Consider the following 21,397-nt stretch of genomic DNA (forward strand, 5'->3'; position numbering starts at 1 on the left):
TAATAGAATTGATATTAAATTCAGGGATCCTGGGATAATATACCTGCTAAGATAAGTATTGCTTAATATTTAAAGAAAATACTCACCAAAACTTCGAATCAATCATCATCATAATTGCCATTCCAAGAATTATCGCAGAAACTACAATAGTCCATTGCTTTTGATTCACTTTGAAGATCTTCAAGGGAATCAGCGAAAAAAGAAGGAAAAGCAATACAATCAGTAACTGACCAGCCTCAAGTCCGATATTAAATGCAAAAAGTGGATTCAATAAGGATACCTCATTGCCTAACAATGCCTTAAGGTAATTGGAAAAGCCAAGGCCATGGATCAGACCAAAAAAAATTGCAAAAAAATAATTGACTTGTATTCCTTTAGATGATTTAGGATTAAGAATGTTTCCGGCGGCTGTAATGCATATAGTTACAGGTATTAAAAATTCAACCAGACCCGAATCGATATTTAGCAGTTGAAAGGTTGCAAGTCCCAAAGTTACCGAATGTCCGATAGTAAACGCTGTAACTAAAATGATAATGCGTTTCCAATCTGAAATAGAATATAAACTGCATAGTACTACAACAAACAGAATATGGTCAAATCCTGCAAGATCAAGAATGTGGTTTAATCCAAGCCGGAAATAAAGTTCAAACTGTCCCATTAAATCAGATTGTTAAATAATAACTGAGCCTATTCAGAATATCCATAATTTGCAGCAAATATCAGGCATTATGTTTTACAATTATATATTTTCAGTATTTCTGCTCTTTCAAAGCTTATTTCATCCATTCTATATAAGTCTCACCGAAATAAAATACAATGCAAAGGAAAGCAGTCTGGAGATCTCACAAAAAATTTTCTGGGATGATCTTGAATCAGAACTGACCGACTTATATGGCGGAAAAATTGATTTTTTAAAACCAAAAGACCAGGCAGATATGGACAGAAAACTCAAGCAATATATACTGCAGAACAACACAATTTCAGTGAATGGAAAAAAAGCAGAATTAAACTATCTCGGCTATGAGATTGAAGAAGATGCCGCCTGGTTTTATCTTGAGGCAAAACAAATTCCCAGACCTCAAAAAGTTGATGTCAGAAACAGTATTCTTCACAAGCATTTTGACAGTCAGCAAAATATTATCAATTTTTATCTGGATAAGAAACCGAAGAGTCTTATTCTCATTAAGGGAAATGAAAGTGGCAGATTGACATTTTAAGAATATATAAACTACTTCATATATTATAATGGGCTGAAGCTGATATTTTTTTGAGAAATGAGCTTTGCCAAGCTGATTAATATTTTTTTTATAAATAACCCTTGATTAAGTAATTAAATCAGGGGTTATCTATTTTTAATTCGTAAATCATTCTTTTGCTTCATCCTTCTTTTTCTTCAGCTGGAACATTCTGGATAAATTAAATCCAAATCTGATTTCGGTTTTGTCCCAGCTTCCGGTAGTTTCAGTGAGAAATGCTCTTTCATTCATTCCTGTTGAATTTGAAAAATGCAGTTGAAAAACGTGACCACCGGTTTCAATATCGACGCCAATTGATAGCGGATTATTATAGAGCTCCATGTCAACTCCATATAACAGATAGGAGTAATCCCATGTTAATGCCATCCTTTTTGACACCTTATAGCGGCCACCAATACCGGCTGCAAAAACATCATTAGGCATGCTTGAGCTGGCCACCAGATTCTGATGTACCATCGTAGGACTCAGCTGCAGGCTAAATTTATCACTGAACTTTCTGCCAATGATTAACTGAGTATAATAAGCCATTCTGGAGGTAAAATAATTCTGCCTGGCAGGATCAGACCATGGCAAAGTATTCAATGTGGTACCCCCGGAAATTGCAATAGTTACAGGGAAACTATTCGCCCCGGTCGATTGCCTGACCGGTGCATACTTGACAAAGCCATCTACTTCCTTTTTATAGGTACTTCTTCCTATTCCCACCATCAGATTATCCCTCAGGCCAAAATCAAGAGCCATTCTCATACTTGCCTGATCCAGGCCAAAAAAATTACTCATGCCTTCGCTGATCTGGCCAAAGCGGTGTAGAATAATAAAGTCCATTGTTCCCGGAGACAGGAATTCCATCGACTGGGAATTTATAACCCGGGTAGCCTTGAATGCATTTTTTACAATCTCTTTTTCAGGCTTATCCTCTCCTACAAGTTTTAACAGATCTTCTTCCTGAGCACTCACTTTAGTCCAAGCAAGTAAAAGTAGTGTCAGCACTATTAGTGTATTGCCAATTCTTTTCATATAAACAATTGTTTATTTATTCATGTATATGTGGGATTGATTAATTACCAAGTACCTGCAGACTGCAATCCACTTTTATACTGGCTGATTTTGCAAGCTTATCCGATACCAAACGGGGAACCTCAATTCCATAATCATTCAGAAGAACTGCAAACTTTGCTGCAATGGAAATTTTCCCATCGTTAACCGAAACCTTCCCATTGGTTTCGACATCCTTTGTTTGACCATGTATTGTAAGCTGACCCTTTACATTGACATCATAAATGCCATTTTTGGAATAATTAATCTGAGAAGGATTTATAATCTGACCTTTAAACAGGGCTTTTGGAAATTTCTCACTTTCAAGATAGTTTTCGTGAAAATGTTCGCGCATCAGGGCCTGCTCGAACTCAAAGCCCTTCATTAAAACAGAAAACTGGGTATTGCCTGTTTTACTGTCTAATACACAGGTTACAGACTTGTTGACTGCAGCAACCTTTTCGGGTGAAGTTGAGGTCGTAGCATCAAAAGTTATGGTTCCATTTTTTGTAAAATATTTGTCCTGAGCATTTGCAGATGCTCCAAGGAATAGTACTATGGCAACTAAAAGAATCTTTTTCATAATCTTAATTTTTACTTTGAATAATTACTGAACGATTAAGTACTATATCAGCACCCAAGCCAAGGTCATCGGCATTAAAACCTGTACATTCTCCCTTTAGTGATACTACAGTTCCAACAGGATAGGAAGATTCATCAATGACCACCGTTGTGTCAATACTGCACCTTACCGACGACATGGATGTGAGATCGCCTAAAACAAACGTCAGAAACCCTTTATCATCTTTCTCTATGTCTTTAAGATTTCCATCAACCTGAATGATTTTACCGAGATATTTCTTATCAGACAGAACCTGATCAGAGTTATAATCTTCGAGGAACTTAATTGCACTTACTTTATAATCTGCCTTACTATCAGTCAGCGATTGAGTCTTGCGATTAACATAAAAATATGCTCCGGCAGCAATAACGATCAGTGCCGTGGCAAGTAGTATTATTTTATATTTCATGACATTTTCATTAATTGTTTAAACAACCCCCGTCAACCCATTGTTTGACCTTAGCTAACTGACAGGCAGTTAGCTTATTGCCGCCTTTTGGCATTGCTGAGTAGCCTGATGCATGTGCAATTGAACCATAAAGTGATCCATTTATTGCCATGGCTCTATCTGAGGCATAGGTACCCATCGGTATGCCGCCTCCCAATGTGGCAGTGCCTCCATGGCAACTATAACAATACTGCTGAAGCATGGGTACAATAGTTGCAGTGTAGGTTGCAGGAATACTGGTATCGCAAATACCTGATGAGGGATATAGCTGGTCTTCTTTATCGTAATAACAGGAATTTAGCAGAAAAAGAATGAGCAGAATTCCGGAGAGTTTAAATATATTTTTCATGTTATTATTTTAATTGTTTAAAGATCCCGCATCAATCCATTTCTTAATCTGGCTAATCTCGCAGGTTGGAAGTTTTCCGGCTTGTGGCATTTTTGAAAATCCGCTTGCCCAGGTAATTGAACCATACAGTTTTCCGCTCGTTGCTGATGCTTTAATTGTATTGTAGGTAGAAAGATCTATACCACCCCCAAGGGAATTAGGATTATGACAGCCCTGACATTTATTGGCGATTATTGGTTTAATGTTAGCAGCGAATTTAAAACTGCTTGAATCACAGCTGCTGCAACCGTTGTTTCTTGCCCCCTGATTAATCCAGGTTCTTACCTGAGCTAATTGCGTAGATGTAAAGGCCGCTGCCGGTGGCGGGGGCATTCGATCATTGCCGGTTTCAATCATCGATTTATATAAACTGCTTTTAGCGGCATTGCCTAATTTTACCTCCCTCATTACCCCGCTGTAGGTAGTAAGGTTAATCCCTTCCTTATGACTTATCGCATCATGGCAGCCACTCATTGCACAATTTGAGATCAGCAAGGGTTGAATAGTGTTGGCAAAATAAACGGTGTCGGTACTGCATGATACCGAAACAGCCGGCAACTGTGACTCAAGTTCAGATAGAGTCGGAACTTCATGCTTACATGAAGTATATGAGAAAGTAATCCATGCAAAAAGCACAGAAAAAATGATGTATTTTTTCATACAAAAGATTAATAAAAGCGAATAAAAAGCTGCTTAATTAATAAAAGAAAGGTTGGTAAGAATGTTAAAAAAGCTTAAAACTTAGCTCAGGCTAATCGGGGGTCTCAACAAAGAGAGCGTATGAATATCAGAGATATAGAACTGTTGAAAAATGGTATGTTTAGTATTTAAATATTTAAACGCGGGCGGTACCAGAAACAAATCAGACAAATTGACCAGGCTGATAGTTATACTCCTTTGATTGTTCTGCATAAAAGGCATTTCCTTCTCCTCTTTATCATCAGAACTTATTCCATCACCTTGTGAACTATAATGTGAACTCAGAAAATAGATCAGATCAAGACGATTATTTTCTTTGAGGTGGTTTTGATAATGGACCAATAACATAGGCAGTCGAACCACCTGAATGAAATCAGTGTTTCCCAGCAGATGAACAGATAAAAGAGTTATGAAAAGAATCTTTTTCACCCCGATTGGTTCAAATAAAATCAAATAACGTTTATATTGTAACAAATATTATACCGTGATTATATTTAAGAATGATTAAGGATGGATCTCTGATTCATGACGATTCTTTAAGTCAGGAAATATCAATCAACATTTAAAATGAGAATGTTAAAAATTACTCTGCTCTTTTGTACCACAATGCTTCTGTTTACATCCAATGCGATTTCTCAGAACCAGAAACCTAATAATATTCTTATCTACATTGATGATATGGCTTATGGAGATATTGGTATAAAGGGAGCAAATGCATATCAAACTCCCAATTTCAATCAGTTTCAAAAGAAATTCATATTGTTTACCCAATTCTACTCAGCTCAGGCAAATTGCACCTCACCGGGTTCGGGATTGCTGAGCGGTACCTATCCAAAATGGATTGAATTTTCGGGTACTTTAGGTAATTTGTCAAAAACAGGGCTTAGTCCGGTTAAGAACAGAATGCCGGTACGTTAAAACAAAAAACCTGAATTCAGTAAATAATCATTTTTTCTATGATCAATCCCATCAAAAAAACCAGAATCAATTTAGTTTTTCTGTTAATATCCTTTATTCTGACATCTGCTGTATTGGCTCAGCCCAGACTTCATCCTTTCAATCCCTTACCTCAGCAATGGGATGAAGCAATCCCTCAGGGAAATGGAATGATTGGTTCATTGATCTGGGAGAAAGATAAAACTATACGCTTTGCATTAGATCGTGCAGATCTTTGGGATAGCCGGCCGATGAAAGGACTGCATCGCAAAGAGTTTAGCTACCAATGGATAGTAGAACAAAGATTGAATGACAATTACAAACCGGTTCAGGAATATTTTGATCATCCCTATGACAGGGAACCGGCCCCAACAAAAATTCCCGGAGCAGCAATTGAGTTTAGTTTCACAAAAGGATTTAGCATTTCGGATGCGAAATTAAATCTTGATGAAGCTACATCTGAAATCAGCTGGAAGAACGGTACGCGGTTGTATTCCTATATACATGCTGTAGATCCTGTAGGTTGGTTCAGATTTGAAAACCTATCCGGAGATTTTGATATTGAATTGATTCCACCATCCTATCAGGCTGCAGTAAAAGTAAGCGGGGATCCTGTTGGAGGGGACGATCTTGGCCGATTGGGATACAAACAAGGAAGTGTCGAGAGAAAAACCAATAGTATCATTTACCATCAGAAAGGCTGGGGTGATTTCTCATACGATGTAATTGTAAGCTGGAACAGGCTTGATGCTAAAACAGTGGAGGGTGTCTGGACTATCAGAAGTAATCCCGATGTCTTTAAAAGCAATCTGGATCTTTTGAATTTACAGCAAAAACTGAATGCAGGATATAATCAGAACAGAAAGACTCATCTGGCATGGTGGTCAAATTTTTGGGCTAAATCTGATCTTCAGGTGCCGGATAAAACGCTCCAGCATCAATGGGAAATGGAACAGTATAAATTTGGATCAACGGCCCGCCAGAATGCACCGCCAATCTCCTTACAGGCTATCTGGTCGGCTGATAATGGCCGAATCCCTCCCTGGAAAGGAGATTTTCACCATGATTTGAATACCCAACTCAGCTATTGGCCTTCTTATAGTGCTAATCATCTTGAACAAGCAATGGGCTACCTTGATCACTTTGAACTCAATAAGGAAAACTATAAACGGTATACCAAACTATTCTTTGGCAAAGAAGGGATAGCGGTACCCGGGGTGACTACTTTAGATGGAACTGAAATGGGTGGATGGATCCAGTATTCACTTTCTCCAACTGTCTCTGCATGGATATCGCAACACTATTATCTGCAATGGCGATATAGTATGGATAAGGATTTCCTGAAAAATAAAGCCTATCCCTGGATAAAATCCACTTCTACCTTTCTGGAGCAAATTTCAATACTCGATCCTGAAACCGGCAAGCGTAAACTGGTAATCAGTTCTAGTCCGGAGATCAATGATAACAAAAGTACAGCCTGGTTTACCAAAACAACCAATTACGACCTGTCACTGATGCAGTTTAATTTTAAGGCAGCTGCGGAGCTGGCAAGAGAGTTGAACCTGATGGAAGAAGCCATGCATTGGGATAAAATTTATCAGCAATTGCCTGATCTTGCTATTTCAAACAATAATGAACTGATGATATCTCCTGATTTTCCATACAATGAATCTCATCGCCATTTTTCAAATACCATGGCTATCCATCCGCTTGGATTAATCAAATGGGAGGATTCTGATCAGGCAAAAAACATAATCCGCTCGAGTATCAAATTATTGGATGATGTTGGCCCGAAATTATGGTGCGGGTATTCCTATGCCTGGCTGGGTAACTTAAAAGCGAGAGCAAAGGATGGTGATGGAGCTGCGAAAGCATTAACTATTTTCTCCACTGCATTTTGCTCTACAAACAGCTTTCACCTAAATGGAGATCAGACAAAATCCGGTTATTCCGATTTTGTTTATCGTCCATTCACTCTGGAAGGAAACTTTGCTTTCGCTGCCGGATTACAGGAAATGCTGATCCAGTCTCATGCTGGATTTCTCGAAATATTTCCTGCAATCCCTGCCGAATGGAACGATGTATCATTCAAGACCCTCAGGGCCGAAGGTGCATTTCTGGTTAGTGCTGAGAAGAAGAATGGAAAAGTTGAGGCACTCAGTATCCAATCAGAAAAAGGTGGTAGCCTTAAAGTAAAATCACCTTTTGGAAAGTTTGAACAAAAGATCAGCGGGAAAGTAAAAATCAGGGAATCTGAACCGGGTTTTATCCGGATTGATTTTGAACCTAAGAGCAGCATTGCAATAAAAGCAATTTAATAGCGCAAAAAATTGGCTCTGTAAATACAGAGCCAATTTACATTGATATGAGTTCAAATGTGATTATTTTAACTTCGAAAAGTCCATAGGTTTCATATATACTGATTCCACCTTTTCTACCAGTTTACCGTTTACTTCAGAGGCAGTGCTTGCTTTTATCCATTCTGGATCTTTACGGAAATTTTGCCATGCTAACTTACCTGCTGCTTCATCCGGATATGCAAGGAAATACAGAAGTTTAGCCTGATCAGCCGGATCCTTTTCAATAGTTGTAAAATAAGCTACATTCTGCATGCCATTGTTCTTAAAGATCTTCATTGTATGATCCCTGAATCTGTTCTCAAGATTCTGAAGCTTTTCAGGCATGGCAGTGTATATACGCATTTCAAAGGTGCGCATTGCTGAACCTTTTGAAGGCTTAATTTTAGGTGTAAAATCTGTTGCCTTAAGAAAATAAATATTTGCGCGAGCAATTAATTTTCCGTTTTCTTCAGATTTTTTTGCAGCTTCCTGCCATTGTGGATCCTTTCCAAACTCTTTCCAGGATGCATCCCTTGCTTCTTTGCTTGGATATGCCATCAGATAATAAAATGCATTATCCGGATTATTGGTCGGTACCCAATAACCTAGTCCATCAATTCCATGCTTTTTAAACAATGGAACCGCATGATCCCTGAACCTGTCAATTAAAGCGTCCAGTTTGCCCGGATTGCAATAGTAAACTCTTAATTCGAAATAGCGGTTGTCTGTTTTTTGAGCAAAACTTAGTTGGGAAACCAGAAGAAGGCAAATGATTAATAATTTTTTCATGATTGAAATATAAACAGAAGATTTTAAATCTTTTAGAAAATTTTGTGGTCCCGGCGGGAATCGAACCCACATCTAAAGTTTAGGAAACTTCTATTCTATCCGTTGAACTACGGGACCTTCTTTATTTATATTTTATCCCATAGAAACGGGACCAATCATTTACCTTATCACGCTGCCATTATCCATGCCTGCAGGAGGAGCCACAAAACTAAGATTTCCATCCGAATTTTCAGCCATTAGAATCATTCCTTGCGATAATATTCCTTTTATCTCGCGGGGCTCCAGATTGATCAATACTGAAACCTGTTTGCCAATGATATTTTCGGGTTCAAAATATTCTGCAATTCCCGAAACAATGGTACGCTGATCTATCCCGGTATCGATCTGAAGCTTTAATAATTTTTTAGTTTTTGCTACTTTTTCAGCCGCCAGAATCGTCCCAACCCGGATATCCATAGCCGCAAACTGATCAAAACTGATATTCGGTTTAGAATCTTCAGCCTTTCTGTTTGCCAGTTCATTGGCATTTTTGCTATCCATCAGCTTTTTAATTTGGGCTTCAACAGCTTCATCCTCAATCTTTTCAAAAAGTAAACTTGCCTCATTCAGCTGATGCCCGATTGGCAGCAAATCAGCAGTTCCGGCTTTGTCCCATTCCAGTTTATCCTGATTCAGCATTTGAAACAGTTTGTCGGAACTAAACGGGAGGAGTGCCTGCGCAAGGATGGCAAGATTAGAGGTAATCTGCAAACCGATATTCAGGATTGTCTTTACCCGCTCTTCATCCGTCTTAATTAGTTTCCAGGGTTCGGCATCCGCCAGATATTTATTTCCTAGACGGGCCAGATTCATAAACTCGCCCAAAGCCTCCCTGAAACGATATTGTTCAATAGAAGATGCAATCCTTGCAGGGTATTCCTTCAATTCTTCCAGGACTTCACGATCCACAGATGTAAGTTCAGAACCCATCAATACCTTTCCATCAAAATACTTATGGGATAAAACCAAAACGCGGTTCACAAAATTTCCAAAAATTGCAACCAGTTCATTATTGTTCCGCGCCTGAAAATCTTTCCAGGTAAAATCATTGTCTTTAGTCTCGGGTGCAGTGGCAGTTAGAACGTATCGCAATACATCCTGCTTATTTGGAAAATCCTGAAGATACTCATGCAACCAAACCGCCCAGTTTCTGGATGTAGAGATCTTATCACCTTCAAGATTCAAAAACTCATTTGCCGGTACATTATCAGGGAGGTGGTACTGCCCATGTGCCATCAGTATTGCAGGAAATATGATACAATGGAATACAATATTATCTTTCCCTATGAAATGAACCAGTTTAGTATCCTCAGCATACCAGTATTTCTCCCACTCATCTGTGGGCTTAAGCGCTTCATTAAAATAATAATCTGATTTTTTCTCAGCACTTAAATCAGGATCACAAAGGTCTTTGGTGCCAGAAATATACCCGATAGGTGCTTCGAACCAAACGTACAATACTTTTCCGTCTGCTCCTTCAACCGGAACTTTAACCCCCCATTCGAGGTCACGGGTCATCGCACGCGGATGCAGGCCACCGCTAAGCCATGATTTACATTGGCCGTACACATTTGCACGCCATTCTTTATGGGAGTCGATATAGGCTTCTATCTGAGGCTGCATTTTATCCAAAGGAAGAAACCAGTTTCTGGTTTTCTTTAAAACCGGCTGAGCGCCGGATAGGGTTGAACGAGGATTGATCAGTTCAGTCGGACTAAGGGAAGTACCACACTTTTCACATTGATCACCGTAAGCTTCCTCGTTTCCACAATTTGGACAGGTTCCGATAATATATCTGTCGGCTAAAAACTGACCGGCTTTTTCATCAAAATATTGTTCAGTTTCTTCTTCATTAAAAACACCCTTATCATAAAGAGTTCTGAAGAATCCGCCAGCAGTATCATGATGAGTTTCTGAAGAAGTGCGATGATAAATATTAAAGGATACCCCAAAATCCCTGAAAGAATCGCCTATGATTTTGTGGTATTTATCAACAACCTGTTGTGGCTGTATCCCCTCCTTGCGAGCTTTAAGAGTAATTGGGACTCCGTGCTCATCAGATCCGCATACAAAAATGACATCCCGGCCTTTTGATCTGAGATACCTGACATAAATATCCGCCGGAATATAAACCCCTGCCAAATGCCCTATATGTACCGGACCGTTTGTATAAGGTAATGCTGCTGTAACTGTATATCTTTTGAATTTATTGTGTCCCAAAATCAGAATTTTATATGTTTTTTTTATTTGCAAAGATAAAGGCTAATGAGCTAAATTACTAATGGCATAAGAGGTCAATTTGTTGTGGAGGTAATTTGTAAATTTGAATCGGATACCCTTTAAAACTTTTAGAAATATAGCGGATAAGCATAATCTTAAATTATCTGAACCAGAACATAAGAAATTGACGAACGAAATCAATAGTTATAAAACGCCACCCTATCTGCAGCCTGGAGACACTGTAGCCATTACCTGTCCGGCAAAAAAACTCCCACGTAGCATTGAAGATGCTGTCAAACTTCTCGAATCCTGGGGTTTAAATGTCATTCTTGGGGAAACCGTTCATGCTTCCTGGAACCAGTTTGCCGGAGATGATGAGCTGCGTACTAATGATTTCCAGCGTTTCCTAAATGATTCATCTGTTAAAGCCATATTTGCAGCGCGGGGGGGATATGGAACAATCCGCATCATTGACCGTCTTGAGTTCTCGGGCTTCAGTAATCATCCCAAATGGATTATAGGATTCAGTGATATCACTGTACTTCACAGCCACATCCAGTCTTTGTACAAAACAGAAAGCATACACGGACAAATGCCATTAACCATCAGAGAAGGTTCAGAAATTTCTTTGGAAACATTAAGGAAGGCTCTTTTTAATGAAGAAATTAAATACAGTTACACCAATCTGGCAAATAACCGAAGCGGCGAAGCAGAAGGAATATTAATTGGAGGAAACCTGAGTCTCCTTGTGATGATGGCCGGCTCCGTTTCTGAACAGGATTTCTCTGGTAAAATCCTCTTTCTGGAAGATGTCGGAGAATATCTTTATTCCATCGACCGAATGTTGTGGAATCTGAAAAGGGCAGGAAAATTGAAGAGTCTCAAGGGATTGATAGTTGGAGGTTTTACTGAATTGAAGGATAATGATATCCCCTTTGGCCAGACAGCTGAACAAATCATCATGGAACACGTTAAAGAGTTTGACTTTCCGGTATGTTTTAATTTCCCGGCAGGTCATATTGCGGATAATCGCGCCTTAATATTTGGCAGAATGAGCAAGTTAAAGGTTGACAGACAGCAGGTTGACCTAAGCTATTTAGGCATTGATCCCAAAACATCTTTGTAATCACAATAAAATAATATATCGACATGGCAATATTTGATTCATTAGGTAAATACAGAAATACAGGATTATTAATTATTAGAATTGGTCTTGGAACCATGTTTATGCTTCATGGTTATCCTAAACTTTTGGGCGGACCTGAACAGTGGGAGGCCATTGGTGGAGCAATGAAGAATCTTGGAATTACCTTTGCGCCGGCTGTCTGGGGTCTGATGGCTGGCTTGACAGAAACATTTGGGGGATTTTTAATTTTACTTGGACTTACATTCAGGCCGGTATGTATGTTACTGACATTTAACCTGTTAGTTGCAGCATTGATGCACCTGAAAAGCGGAGAAGATTTTATGGCGGCATCTCAGGCTATTGAAACAGGATTCATGTTTTTGGGTCTGATTTTTATCGGGCCAGGGAAATATAGTGTAGATAAAAAATAGACTAAGTCTGATGTAAAATTATTTAAACAGAAATAATTAAACTTCCTTCCATAACCGAGCCGGCATTTTGTATAACTATCTGATTTATTAATTTTAAGATAGACCACTATGTAACAATTGTATATACATTAGCAATTATTTTACTACTATGCATTGCATAATACCAACCTAAGCATATATCTTTGTAATATGATAGTGGAAAATACCCAAACTCAGATGCGGAAAGGAATACTTGAATATTGTATCCTTTCAATAATCTCCCGAGGGGAGATTTATGCATCAGACATCATCTCTGAACTAACAAAAGCCCGCTTAATTGTCGTAGAGGGTACTATATACCCACTATTAACCCGATTAAAGAATAACGGACTGTTAATCTATAACTGGCAGGAGTCAACATCGGGCCCCCCAAGAAAATATTATACTTTGTCGCCTGCAGGACATGAAGTGTTAAAGCGTTTGGATACGACCTGGATAGAATTATCCTATGCAGTGGAAGTCTCATTAAACGATAGAATTATAGAACCCATTAAAGAAAAATCATAAAAAATTGCTAAAATTAAGGCCATGAATAAAACTATTATAATCAATATTAATGGGATTGTTTTCCATATCGAGGAAGATGCATATGAAGTGCTGAGGACTTATATGACTAGTGTAAAAAGGCACTTTGCTTATTCCGCCGATAGTGAAGAGATAGTTACAGATATTGAAAACCGACTGGCAGAAATGTTCAGCGAAAAGCTGAAACAGGACCATAAACAGGTAATCATTGTCGAAGATGTTGAATATGTAACGGAAAAAATGGGAACTGTCGATGATTTTAATATCGATGAAGAGGATCCCACAATACGCCTGTCAACCGGCGCCTTTAAAACTGAAAAGAAATTGTTCAGGGATCTGGACGATAGCATAATCAGTGGGGTTTGTGCAGGTATTGGGCATTATTTTGATGTGGAGCCAAAGTGGATCAGGTTGATAGCAATCATCACCTTATTTATGGGAATCGGTATTCCGGTGTACATTATTTTATGGCTGGTCATCCCTAAGGCGAGAACCAGAGTGGATAAAATGGCGATGAAAGGGGAGCCGATTAATATTCAAAGTTTCAAAAAGAACTTTGATGAGGAGATACAAAATTTAAAAAGCGGATTCAAAACAGCACACAAAGAAGCGAAACCTGCAATTCACCAGTTGGCGAAGTTTATTGGCAAAGCCGGGATGATATTTGTAAAAATTATCGGTGCAATTATCATACTCGCCGGAATAACCGGCCTTTTTGTCCTGGGAATTGGTCTCATTACTTTTTTGGGTTACTGGAATGGCAATCAGTTAAACACCTTTCCTTTTAATATGGTAAACCCGGGTTATAAATCTATATTGACCCTCTCCGCTTTTACCTTGTTATTCATTCCAATTACCGCACTTGTTGTATTTGCAATCAGGGTATTATTTGCCCATTTTGAAGTTTCAAAAGGTGTTTACTTCGGGATGCTGATCATTTGGCTTGCAGCTTTAGGAATTGGAGTATACCATGTCTCTAAGATTGGTTCAGAATTTAATGAAGAAGCGCAATATTCAATAAAATCAAATTTAAAGCCATCAAATACTTTTTATCTCAAGCTAAATCCTGTTCAATATCTCACTAAGGAAGATAGTATGGACTATAATATAGACCCGAATGATTTTAAGGGACGAATTATTATGAACTCCAGAAGAGGAAACTTTAATTTACCCAGAAATGTAAGTTTGAAAATTGTAAAAGCAGATGTAAGCACGCCAATATTGATTCAGGAATTCAGCGCTAAGGGTCCTGATTTTGAAACTGCCTTGTCTAATGCACAAAGTGCAAAACATCGCTATATTCAAACAGACTCCCTGTTATTAATTGATGGAAATACTCATTTGCAGAAGGGTGAATTATGGCGTGACCAAAATGTTCATCTGGTTCTCAGAATTCCGGTAAGTACCACAGTATTCATTGAAGGCACCCTAAACCAGTATCTTGAAGATTATAGCCTCTGGGACTGTCAGCCTCAAAATGCAAAAAATGATTTCCTTTCAGAGTGGGTAATGACAGATAACGGTTTAAAATGCAAAAACGATAGCTTGTACAATCAAAAAAGAAATACACCTGAACCGGAAGAACAATATTAAAACAGGCTAAGCCCTGTGCCAATCAAACTCCAACCCCGGCCCTGGATAAGGTTCGGGGTTGGGCTTTTTTAATGCCCTACCATAAAAACGGCATTACTGAATAATAACTTACCATTTTCCCAAAAACCTCTAAATAAGGGATTATCAGCCAAATAGACCACTGAACCATTGCCCATTTCCTGAACGCCAAAAATAAGGCCATCGGTTAATTTTTTCTTTGCCTGTACTCCAACAAAACCGGTAACATAATTCTCTTTTTTTATTATACCTACATTCCATCCACCAGTCATAAATTTATAAACCTTATCATCGAGCTTTAAAGTGTAATAAAAATTTGGAAAACCAAACCCCAAAGGATGGGTATTATCCAAATCCACTTTATAAATAGCTCCCGGAATATTTGTACTTACATTCTCCCTTTCTCTTTGCTCATAAGCCTTAAGGTCCTCATAGATATCTTTATCTCCTTTTTTAGCGTCCTCCTTATTTTTGAGATAAAAACCCTTTTTATCGGCAAGTTCTGACACCGCATTTTTCATTGCAATAAGTTTACCACCGCCCCGAATCCACTGCAGCATTTTCTCATTTCCCATTTCAGAATAATTCCCATCTGGATATATAAGAACATCAAACTCGTTCCAGTTGATCATATTCAGATCCTGCGGCCTCACTACTGTTACAGGATATCCAATCTCCTGCTCAAAAAAATGCCATATCTCACCAAAAGAGAGTGAAGAAACAGACTCTCCACCCACAACTACCACCCTGGGTTTCTTTATAAAACGTACTTTACTTGATCCAAGATCTGCTCCTTTATCTACAAATGCAGTAGGAATTGCAAAAAGGCTTATGCCTGATTTTTTTGCAATTTCATTCACCGTCTTCTCGAATCCACCATTAATAGTGATGTTGCCATTTCGGGTAATGATCAGAGAACCTGCATTAAAGCGTCTGCCGGAAGTTTCAAATGGAATTTCAGAATACCTTACTTTGATATTATTGTTGAGTAATTCAGCCAGGAATTTTACATCCGCAATAGAATTCCAGTTCGCGATATAGGCTACTGGATTTGAAACCGTAGAAGCCGATGCAGTGCTCTCCGGGATAAGGGTAGTTTCCGGTTTGATGGATTCCTTTGTAGCATAAGCCTGAAGCCCGTGAGCATAGGGTAATGACCATGCTGTAATATCATAGGTAGCCGAATCTGATACGAATGTATTTGGCTCAAACAAAACTTTCAGAAGTACCGATTTGGGCTGATGCGCATTAAGCACCATATCTGTTTTATCGACCCTGAAGCTTTCTGATTTTCCATTAAAATAATTATAACCCTGAGCCCCCTTCGAAACCCCAAAGCCAAATTCAATTCCATTCCTCTGAAGAAGTATAGCAAGAGATTTTATCTTTTCAGTATTATCTCCCTTGATAATGTAGGATTTATAATCCCCGGGAGGATTTGATTTGCTCGATGTAAAATAATTCCTGAATTCTGTAATTGCTTGTTCAGCATGTTGGGAAGCCGCTTCTAATGTTGAAAGGCCAGAGGTATGATGATGATCAATCCGGTCTTTCAGCGATAAAGTATCACCTTCCGCATTAATTACTGCAAGTCCCGCTCTTCCTGAACCTCCCTGCTCATAGGTCATTCCTATAGAGCCGTTATATACCGGATAGGTATCGCCATAAGAAGGATAAAGCAAATCAAAGTTCTCTCTGGTAAAATACATCCATCCGTTCTGATCGAAGTAGCGCGCATTATTCTTGCCAATGATAGTTTGAAACTCCCTCTGCCATTTACTGATATCCTGATGATAGGGTTCTGCGGCCGGAGCAAAATAATATGGATTATTTATTCCCTGTTCGTGAAAATCAACATGCACCTGTGGTAGCCATTTATTATAAACCGCAAGTCGCTGCCGGGATTCAACCTGACTTTGCCATACCCAGTCGCGGTTCAAATCGAAATAATAATGATTGGCCCTACCTCCCGGCCAAGGTTCCATATGCTCACGGGCGAATGGAAGGGCATCAGGAACAACATTTTTTATCGGATTATAAAAATTAACATAACGTTCTCTTCCATCAGGGTTTAAACAGGGATCCAGAATGACCAGGGTATTCTTTAACCATGCTTTTGTTCTTGCATTTGCAGGATCAAGCAGGTCAAAAACGGTTTGTAATGAAGCCTCTGTTGATACAGATTCATTTCCATGTACGTTATAGCTAAACCAAACCAATACAGGCTGATCTTTTAAGCCTTCCATGGGCTTCGAAGTATTTAAGCCATCCTTTATCCCGGTAAGGCCTATATTATTCTTCCGGATATCCTCAAGACGGGAAATATTTGAATCTGAACCAACAAAGGCAAGAAACAAAGGACGGCCTTCATTGGTTTTACCATAATCCTGCAATTTGATATTCTTTGAGACAGAAGCCAGGTATTTATAATATTCAACAACCCTGTAATGTGGTGTAAACTGATCACCCAACTTATAGCCCAGAAATTCGGAAGGGGATTGAATTTTTTGTGTAAAACCATTCAATTGCATTCCTGTTAAAAGCAGAAACAAAATAAAAAATTTCTTCATTCGGAATTATGTATTTATAATTGGTAATATGCCGCAATGAACTGGAGAAGCATTAAAATAGCTCAGATTGTACAGTATAAATAGAAGCATTTATCTGATATCAAAGCTGCTATTCAGCCTTATTCAATGCCTGATGAAATCCTTCGAATGTACGAGAGAATCGCATAATTACCAAATTCTTCGCCTGAGAGGTACAAAAGTATTATTATTGTATCAAGCTATTAAAAATGAGGATTGAACAATTATACGAGGTATACGGGAAGCATCCGGTAATTTGTACTGATACAAGAAAGATCAGTAAATCATGCCTGTTCTTTGCTTTGAAAGGTGATCATTTCAATGGTAATGAGTTTGCCAGCCAGGCCATTGAGAACGGCGCAGCTTATGCGATAATAGATGAAGAAAAATATGCTGTAAATGAGCACTTTATACTCGTTTCAGATGTTTTGGAAGCACTTCAGGATCTTGCCAGATATCACCGGAGACAGCTTAGCATTCCGGTAATCGGAATTACCGGAAGCAATGGAAAAACCACTACCAAAGAGTTAATCAGATCGGTACTTTCACAACAGTTCAAAACCTTTGCTACTGAAGGTAATCTGAATAACCATATTGGCGTTCCATTAAGTATTTTATCAATAAACGATGAATGCGAAATTGCCATCATCGAAATGGGTGCCAACCATCAGAAAGAAATCGAATTTCTTTGTGGAATTGCCCAACCTAGCCATGGACTGATTACAAATGTTGGGAAAGCACATCTGGAGGGATTTGGCGGGATTGAAGGTGTGAGAATCGGTAAAGGAGAACTTTACGAATTCATTGCGAAAACCGGAGGTACAATATTCCTCAATGCAGATGATCCTGTTCTGAAAGAAATGAGTGCCGAACGTGGGCTTGAAAATACAGTTACTTATGGCTCCGGGAAAGATAATTTCTTATGTGCTGCACTAGAAGCTTCTTCTCCATTTCTTGATATAAAATGGGAATGCAAAGCTAAATCATCCGATAAGAAAGGTTTTACAGCAAAATCAAATTTACCCGGAATCTATAATTTTAATAATATCGTTTGCGCGATCTGCATAGGCAGCTATTTTAAATTAAGCCCAGAACAGATTAATTCTGGTGTCAGTTCATACCAACCTCTAAATAGCAGGTCTCAGATTTTAAAAACTGAAAAAAATACAATAATCTGCGATTATTACAATGCTAATCCGAGCAGTATGATTGTAGCTTTGGATAATCTGGAATCAATGAATTCGGCTTCCAGGGCAATGATTTTAGGTGATATGTTTGAATTAGGAAAGGAAGCCGGCAAAGAACATCAATTGATTTTAGATAAAGCAATGGCAGCAAATTCGGAAAGAAAGATCTTTATTGGTGAAGAATTTTATAAACTGAAAGGAAGTAAATCTGCTGAATTTTTCAGAACAGTGCATGAAGCACAACAAGTGCTGGCAGAAAATCCAATCCTGGCTTCTACTGTTTTAGTAAAAGGGTCGAGGGGAATGAAGCTCGAAACATTGTTACCACTTTTATAACTTAGGGCAATTCAAGATTATTTCTCCGATTTTCTAATCAGGTTCCTTCGGTATTGCTGAAGGATGAGTATGACCGGTGCACATAGAAATGAAAATACATAAAGAGGATGCCCCGGCTCAAAAATTAATACTGAAAAAAGGCAGAAGGCTATCAGAAAAATCGTGAAATAGTTGTAGTAAGAACTAGTCAGAAATTTTTGAAATGTCTTCTTCATCTTACATCGCCCTTTCTACCCTGATTCCGGCATCAGTAATATGATCCAGCGGATTATCTCTCATATTCTGCTCAAGCTCAATAACATACTTTCCCTTCAAAGGAAATTTATAATCTTCTTTGAATAAGATTTGATAACTGTACAAATTTCCCGAACCACTGCCAAGCCATTCTCCATCCGGAAGCGCCAGTTTAAATTCTCTTCTTTCGGTAGATTTTTTACCATCCGGCCCGGTAATGTGGATCAGCAGAAAAATATTTGAATACTTATAATCTGAAGTATGACGAAGGTTAAGATATAAATTACAGGGTATCTCTGCTGATTCAATGCTTAATGGAATTTTGACCTTCTCTGCATAAGACCAGTTATGCTTATCAAGTTCAATATTGGTATCTACAATTGCCGACTGATCCCGGCAGGAAGCCAGAACTATTGCCAATAAAACAACAAACAAAAACGATTTTTTACCCGGCTTCATTAATCTTATTCTGTAGGTTTTCCACCGCCTGGTTTTTCTCCGGCCGGCCTTTCACGATTGTTGTTATTCCGGAAATTTTTCCTTCGCTTGTTATTTCTGTTTGGGCCCTCAGGTCTTTCAGCTTGCGGACCACCAGGTCTTTGTTGCTGATTAGGATTCTGAGGCTTTGGTACTCTTGGGGCTGCTTCCTGTCCGGCTGGTGTAACTGCAGCTGCTTGCGGAGCACCCGGTCCCTTGGGTTTATTACGATTTTTATTACGATTATTTTTCTTGTTCTTTCCAGCCTTGTTATCAAGACGGGTCAGACTATCCTGTCCAACTACATTTTCGTAATCAAACACCTTGGCAACAACAGGTTTATCTTCTTCGGCAAGCTCTACTTTCAGATATTCCGGTTTAATTCCCTCTTTATTTAATTTCTGAACTTCTTTTACTCTGGCGATATCTACTGCAATCCAGTTCTCATCATTTGGATAGCTGAACCACATCAGTTTCTTGAATATATCTGTTTTTTGATGTCTTACTGTCCCTGTCATTGTCTCCAGGCGTTCCACATTATCTGGAATATCCCTCAGAGCATCCATATAGGTGTCCAGCTCATAATTCAGGCAGCATTTTAATTTGCCGCACTGACCGGCAAGCTTCAGTGTATTCAATGACAGATTCTGATATCTCGCTGCAGAAGTGGATACTGTTTTAAAATCAGTTAACCAGGTTGAACAACATAGTTCACGTCCGCAGGAACCTATTCCCCCCAGCCGGCTGGCTTCCTGACGCATTCCAATTTGCCGCATCTCAATACGAATCCGGAAGGTCTCAGCCATTTTTTTAATCAGTTCCCTGAAATCAACACGGCCCTCTGCAGTATAATAAAATGTGGCTTTAGTGCGGTCGCCCTGATAATCCACATCACTCAGCTTCATAGCCAGGCCAAGTTCCTTAGCCAAAACCCTTGCCTTATGCATGGTTTCAAACTCCAGTTCCTTTGAAACTTTCCATTTATCCACATCAGCAGGAGTAGCTTTCCGATATATCTTTTTTAGAACATCTTCCGTGCGCACATGCCTCTTTTTAAGCTGCATACGAACCAACTCCCCGGTCAGGGAAACATGACCAATATCAAATCCACCGGAAGTGGTTTCAACGGCAACCAACTCCCCAGCTTCGAGGTATAAATTTTCTGTATTTAGAAAGAACTCCTTTCGCGAGCCCTTGAATTTAATTTCTATAATATTAAATGGTTTAAAATTAGAAGGCATATCCATATGCGACAACCAATCATAAACATCTAATTTACTGCAACCATTAGTAAGGCATGAACCATTACTCTTGCATCCGGCAGGCGCACAGCCACCCGTTGAACAACTACCACATCCCATATCTAATTCAATATATATTGAGTCCCCGCAGGGAGCGTATTAAACTTTAAAATTTTAACGAACTGTAAAGATACATCTAAAAATAAAATTTTTGGATTTGCATTACGTTCAATATGATAATGAGCCTTTTCCAGTTCATTTACGAGGGCCTCGCATTTAGCAAGATCCAGGTGTTTGCTGAAATTTTTAACAAAATCAAGCTCTGCTGAAGGTAAATGTACTAATGATTCTGCACCTGACATCAACATAATGCATTCACGGATCAACTGAACCCCATAACGCAACATATTTTTCTGATTCTCCCGGCCCAGTTTAGAAAGCTCATCAACAAAATCTATGATCTGTGCTCCTTTATCGGCGAAAGTCATCCGCATCCAGCCCGTAAAATTCCTGAAATCATCATGATCATCTTCCTTCAAAAGATTCAGGGCAGCCTGCATATTTCCATCACTCAAATAAGCAATCCGGGAAGCCTGAGTTTCAGAAATATCCTTATTATCAGCCAGATAACGTATTATATCTTCATTCTTTAGAGCAGGGATCTTAACCAGCTGCGTTCTTGATATTATAGTATTTAATATCTGATCCTGATTTTGTGCCACCAAAATAATCAGGGTTTTATTAGCCGGTTCCTCCAATGTTTTTAAAAGCCGGTTCCCTTCATTTTTGAGATATTCAGGAAGCCAGATGATCATCGTCTTATACTCCGAT

21 protein-coding genes and 1 tRNA gene are annotated in these 21,397 nt (G+C 38.9%); 8 read left to right on the forward strand and 14 right to left on the reverse strand.

Annotated elements, in window-relative coordinates; genetic code table 11:
- Nucleotides 1–82: 82 nt before the first annotated feature.
- A complete protein-coding gene (locus VGE44_RS06715) occupies nucleotides 83–658 on the reverse strand; it encodes a HupE/UreJ family protein (protein WP_331077224.1) in 576 nt (191 codons plus the stop codon).
- Nucleotides 659–728: 70 nt separating this feature from the next.
- Here VGE44_RS06715 and VGE44_RS06720 point away from each other — a divergent pair, with 70 nt between their 5' ends.
- A complete protein-coding gene (locus VGE44_RS06720) occupies nucleotides 729–1,217 on the forward strand; it encodes a DUF6702 family protein (protein ID WP_331077226.1) in 489 nt (162 codons plus the stop codon).
- Between the two features lie 147 nt (nucleotides 1,218–1,364).
- Here the strand turns inward: VGE44_RS06720 and VGE44_RS06725 are convergent, their stop codons facing one another.
- From VGE44_RS06725 to VGE44_RS06750, 6 genes are all read right to left on the reverse strand, one after another.
- Nucleotides 1,365–2,273, reverse strand: a complete 909-nt coding sequence (locus VGE44_RS06725; RefSeq protein ID WP_331077228.1) for a DUF5777 family beta-barrel protein — start codon at nucleotides 2,271–2,273, stop codon at nucleotides 1,365–1,367.
- Nucleotides 2,274–2,313: 40 nt separating this feature from the next.
- Nucleotides 2,314–2,874 carry a YceI family protein gene (locus VGE44_RS06730; protein WP_331077230.1) on the reverse strand — a complete coding sequence of 187 codons (561 nt, stop codon included), beginning with the start codon at nucleotides 2,872–2,874 and terminating at the stop codon, nucleotides 2,314–2,316.
- A 4-nt stretch (nucleotides 2,875–2,878) separates the two neighbouring features.
- A complete protein-coding gene (locus VGE44_RS06735) occupies nucleotides 2,879–3,322 on the reverse strand; it encodes an OB-fold protein (RefSeq protein ID WP_331077232.1) in 444 nt (147 codons plus the stop codon).
- A 10-nt stretch (nucleotides 3,323–3,332) separates the two neighbouring features.
- Entirely contained in the window at nucleotides 3,333–3,710 is a 378-nt protein-coding gene (locus VGE44_RS06740; protein ID WP_331077234.1) for a cytochrome c, read from the reverse strand.
- Nucleotides 3,711–3,719: 9 nt separating this feature from the next.
- On the reverse strand, nucleotides 3,720–4,409 hold the full coding sequence (locus tag VGE44_RS06745) for a hypothetical protein (protein ID WP_331077236.1): 690 nt from the start codon (nucleotides 4,407–4,409) through the stop codon (nucleotides 3,720–3,722).
- 81 nt (nucleotides 4,410–4,490) lie between these two features.
- Nucleotides 4,491–4,877, reverse strand: coding sequence for a hypothetical protein (locus tag VGE44_RS06750; protein WP_331077238.1), 387 nt, complete (start codon nucleotides 4,875–4,877; stop codon nucleotides 4,491–4,493).
- Between the two features lie 144 nt (nucleotides 4,878–5,021).
- On the opposite strand from VGE44_RS06750, the gene VGE44_RS06755 reads away from it, so the two are divergent.
- Together VGE44_RS06755 and VGE44_RS06760 are read left to right on the forward strand one after the other, a co-directional pair.
- A complete protein-coding gene (locus VGE44_RS06755; protein ID WP_331077240.1) occupies nucleotides 5,022–5,366 on the forward strand; it encodes a sulfatase-like hydrolase/transferase in 345 nt (114 codons plus the stop codon).
- 38 nt (nucleotides 5,367–5,404) lie between these two features.
- Complete coding sequence (locus VGE44_RS06760) at nucleotides 5,405–7,702, forward strand: glycosyl hydrolase family 95 catalytic domain-containing protein (RefSeq protein WP_331077242.1); 2,298 nt, start codon at nucleotides 5,405–5,407, stop codon at nucleotides 7,700–7,702.
- Between the two features lie 63 nt (nucleotides 7,703–7,765).
- Here VGE44_RS06760 and VGE44_RS06765 read toward each other — a convergent pair whose 3' ends face one another.
- From VGE44_RS06765 to metG, 3 genes are all read right to left on the reverse strand, one after another.
- Entirely contained in the window at nucleotides 7,766–8,512 is a 747-nt protein-coding gene (locus VGE44_RS06765) for an NIPSNAP family protein (protein ID WP_331077244.1), read from the reverse strand.
- A 45-nt stretch (nucleotides 8,513–8,557) separates the two neighbouring features.
- A tRNA-Arg gene (locus VGE44_RS06770) sits at nucleotides 8,558–8,629 on the reverse strand.
- A 42-nt stretch (nucleotides 8,630–8,671) separates the two neighbouring features.
- Complete coding sequence (metG, locus tag VGE44_RS06775) at nucleotides 8,672–10,771, reverse strand: methionine--tRNA ligase (RefSeq protein WP_414649293.1); 2,100 nt, start codon at nucleotides 10,769–10,771, stop codon at nucleotides 8,672–8,674.
- 184 nt (nucleotides 10,772–10,955) lie between these two features.
- On the opposite strand from metG, the gene VGE44_RS06780 reads away from it, so the two are divergent.
- The 4 genes from VGE44_RS06780 to VGE44_RS06795 all read left to right on the forward strand — a co-directional run bounded on the left by VGE44_RS06780 (nucleotide 10,956) and on the right by VGE44_RS06795 (nucleotide 14,485).
- Nucleotides 10,956–11,897 carry an LD-carboxypeptidase gene (locus tag VGE44_RS06780; protein ID WP_331077249.1) on the forward strand — a complete coding sequence of 314 codons (942 nt, stop codon included), beginning with the start codon at nucleotides 10,956–10,958 and terminating at the stop codon, nucleotides 11,895–11,897.
- A gap of 23 nt (nucleotides 11,898–11,920) precedes the next feature.
- Complete coding sequence (locus VGE44_RS06785) at nucleotides 11,921–12,328, forward strand: DoxX family protein (RefSeq protein WP_331077251.1); 408 nt, start codon at nucleotides 11,921–11,923, stop codon at nucleotides 12,326–12,328.
- Nucleotides 12,329–12,517: 189 nt separating this feature from the next.
- Nucleotides 12,518–12,874 (forward strand): PadR family transcriptional regulator, encoded by a 357-nt coding sequence (locus VGE44_RS06790; protein WP_324485110.1) that lies wholly within the window; start codon nucleotides 12,518–12,520, stop codon nucleotides 12,872–12,874.
- A gap of 21 nt (nucleotides 12,875–12,895) precedes the next feature.
- Nucleotides 12,896–14,485, forward strand: a complete 1,590-nt coding sequence (locus VGE44_RS06795; RefSeq protein ID WP_331077254.1) for a PspC domain-containing protein — start codon at nucleotides 12,896–12,898, stop codon at nucleotides 14,483–14,485.
- A gap of 68 nt (nucleotides 14,486–14,553) precedes the next feature.
- On the opposite strand, the gene VGE44_RS06800 is transcribed toward VGE44_RS06795, so the two are convergent.
- Nucleotides 14,554–17,073: a M14 metallopeptidase family protein gene (locus VGE44_RS06800; RefSeq protein ID WP_331077256.1), complete on the reverse strand. Its 2,520-nt coding sequence runs from the start codon at nucleotides 17,071–17,073 to the stop codon at nucleotides 14,554–14,556.
- 227 nt (nucleotides 17,074–17,300) lie between these two features.
- On the opposite strand from VGE44_RS06800, the gene VGE44_RS06805 reads away from it, so the two are divergent.
- On the forward strand, nucleotides 17,301–18,614 hold the full coding sequence (locus tag VGE44_RS06805; protein ID WP_331077258.1) for a UDP-N-acetylmuramoyl-tripeptide--D-alanyl-D-alanine ligase: 1,314 nt from the start codon (nucleotides 17,301–17,303) through the stop codon (nucleotides 18,612–18,614).
- Nucleotides 18,615–18,830: 216 nt separating this feature from the next.
- On the opposite strand, the gene VGE44_RS06810 is transcribed toward VGE44_RS06805, so the two are convergent.
- From VGE44_RS06810 to VGE44_RS06820, 3 genes are all read right to left on the reverse strand, one after another.
- On the reverse strand, nucleotides 18,831–19,307 hold the full coding sequence (locus VGE44_RS06810; RefSeq protein WP_331077260.1) for a gliding motility lipoprotein GldH: 477 nt from the start codon (nucleotides 19,305–19,307) through the stop codon (nucleotides 18,831–18,833).
- 5 nt (nucleotides 19,308–19,312) lie between these two features.
- Nucleotides 19,313–20,686: a regulatory iron-sulfur-containing complex subunit RicT gene (locus VGE44_RS06815; protein WP_331077262.1), complete on the reverse strand. Its 1,374-nt coding sequence runs from the start codon at nucleotides 20,684–20,686 to the stop codon at nucleotides 19,313–19,315.
- Nucleotides 20,687–20,688: 2 nt separating this feature from the next.
- The coding region (locus VGE44_RS06820; RefSeq protein ID WP_414649294.1) for an ATP-binding protein at nucleotides 20,689–21,397 on the reverse strand (709 nt) is incomplete at its 5' end.

The sequence above is a fragment of the Daejeonella sp. genome, from assembly GCF_036405355.1.
Classification (GTDB): Bacteria; Bacteroidota; Bacteroidia; order Sphingobacteriales; family Sphingobacteriaceae; genus Daejeonella.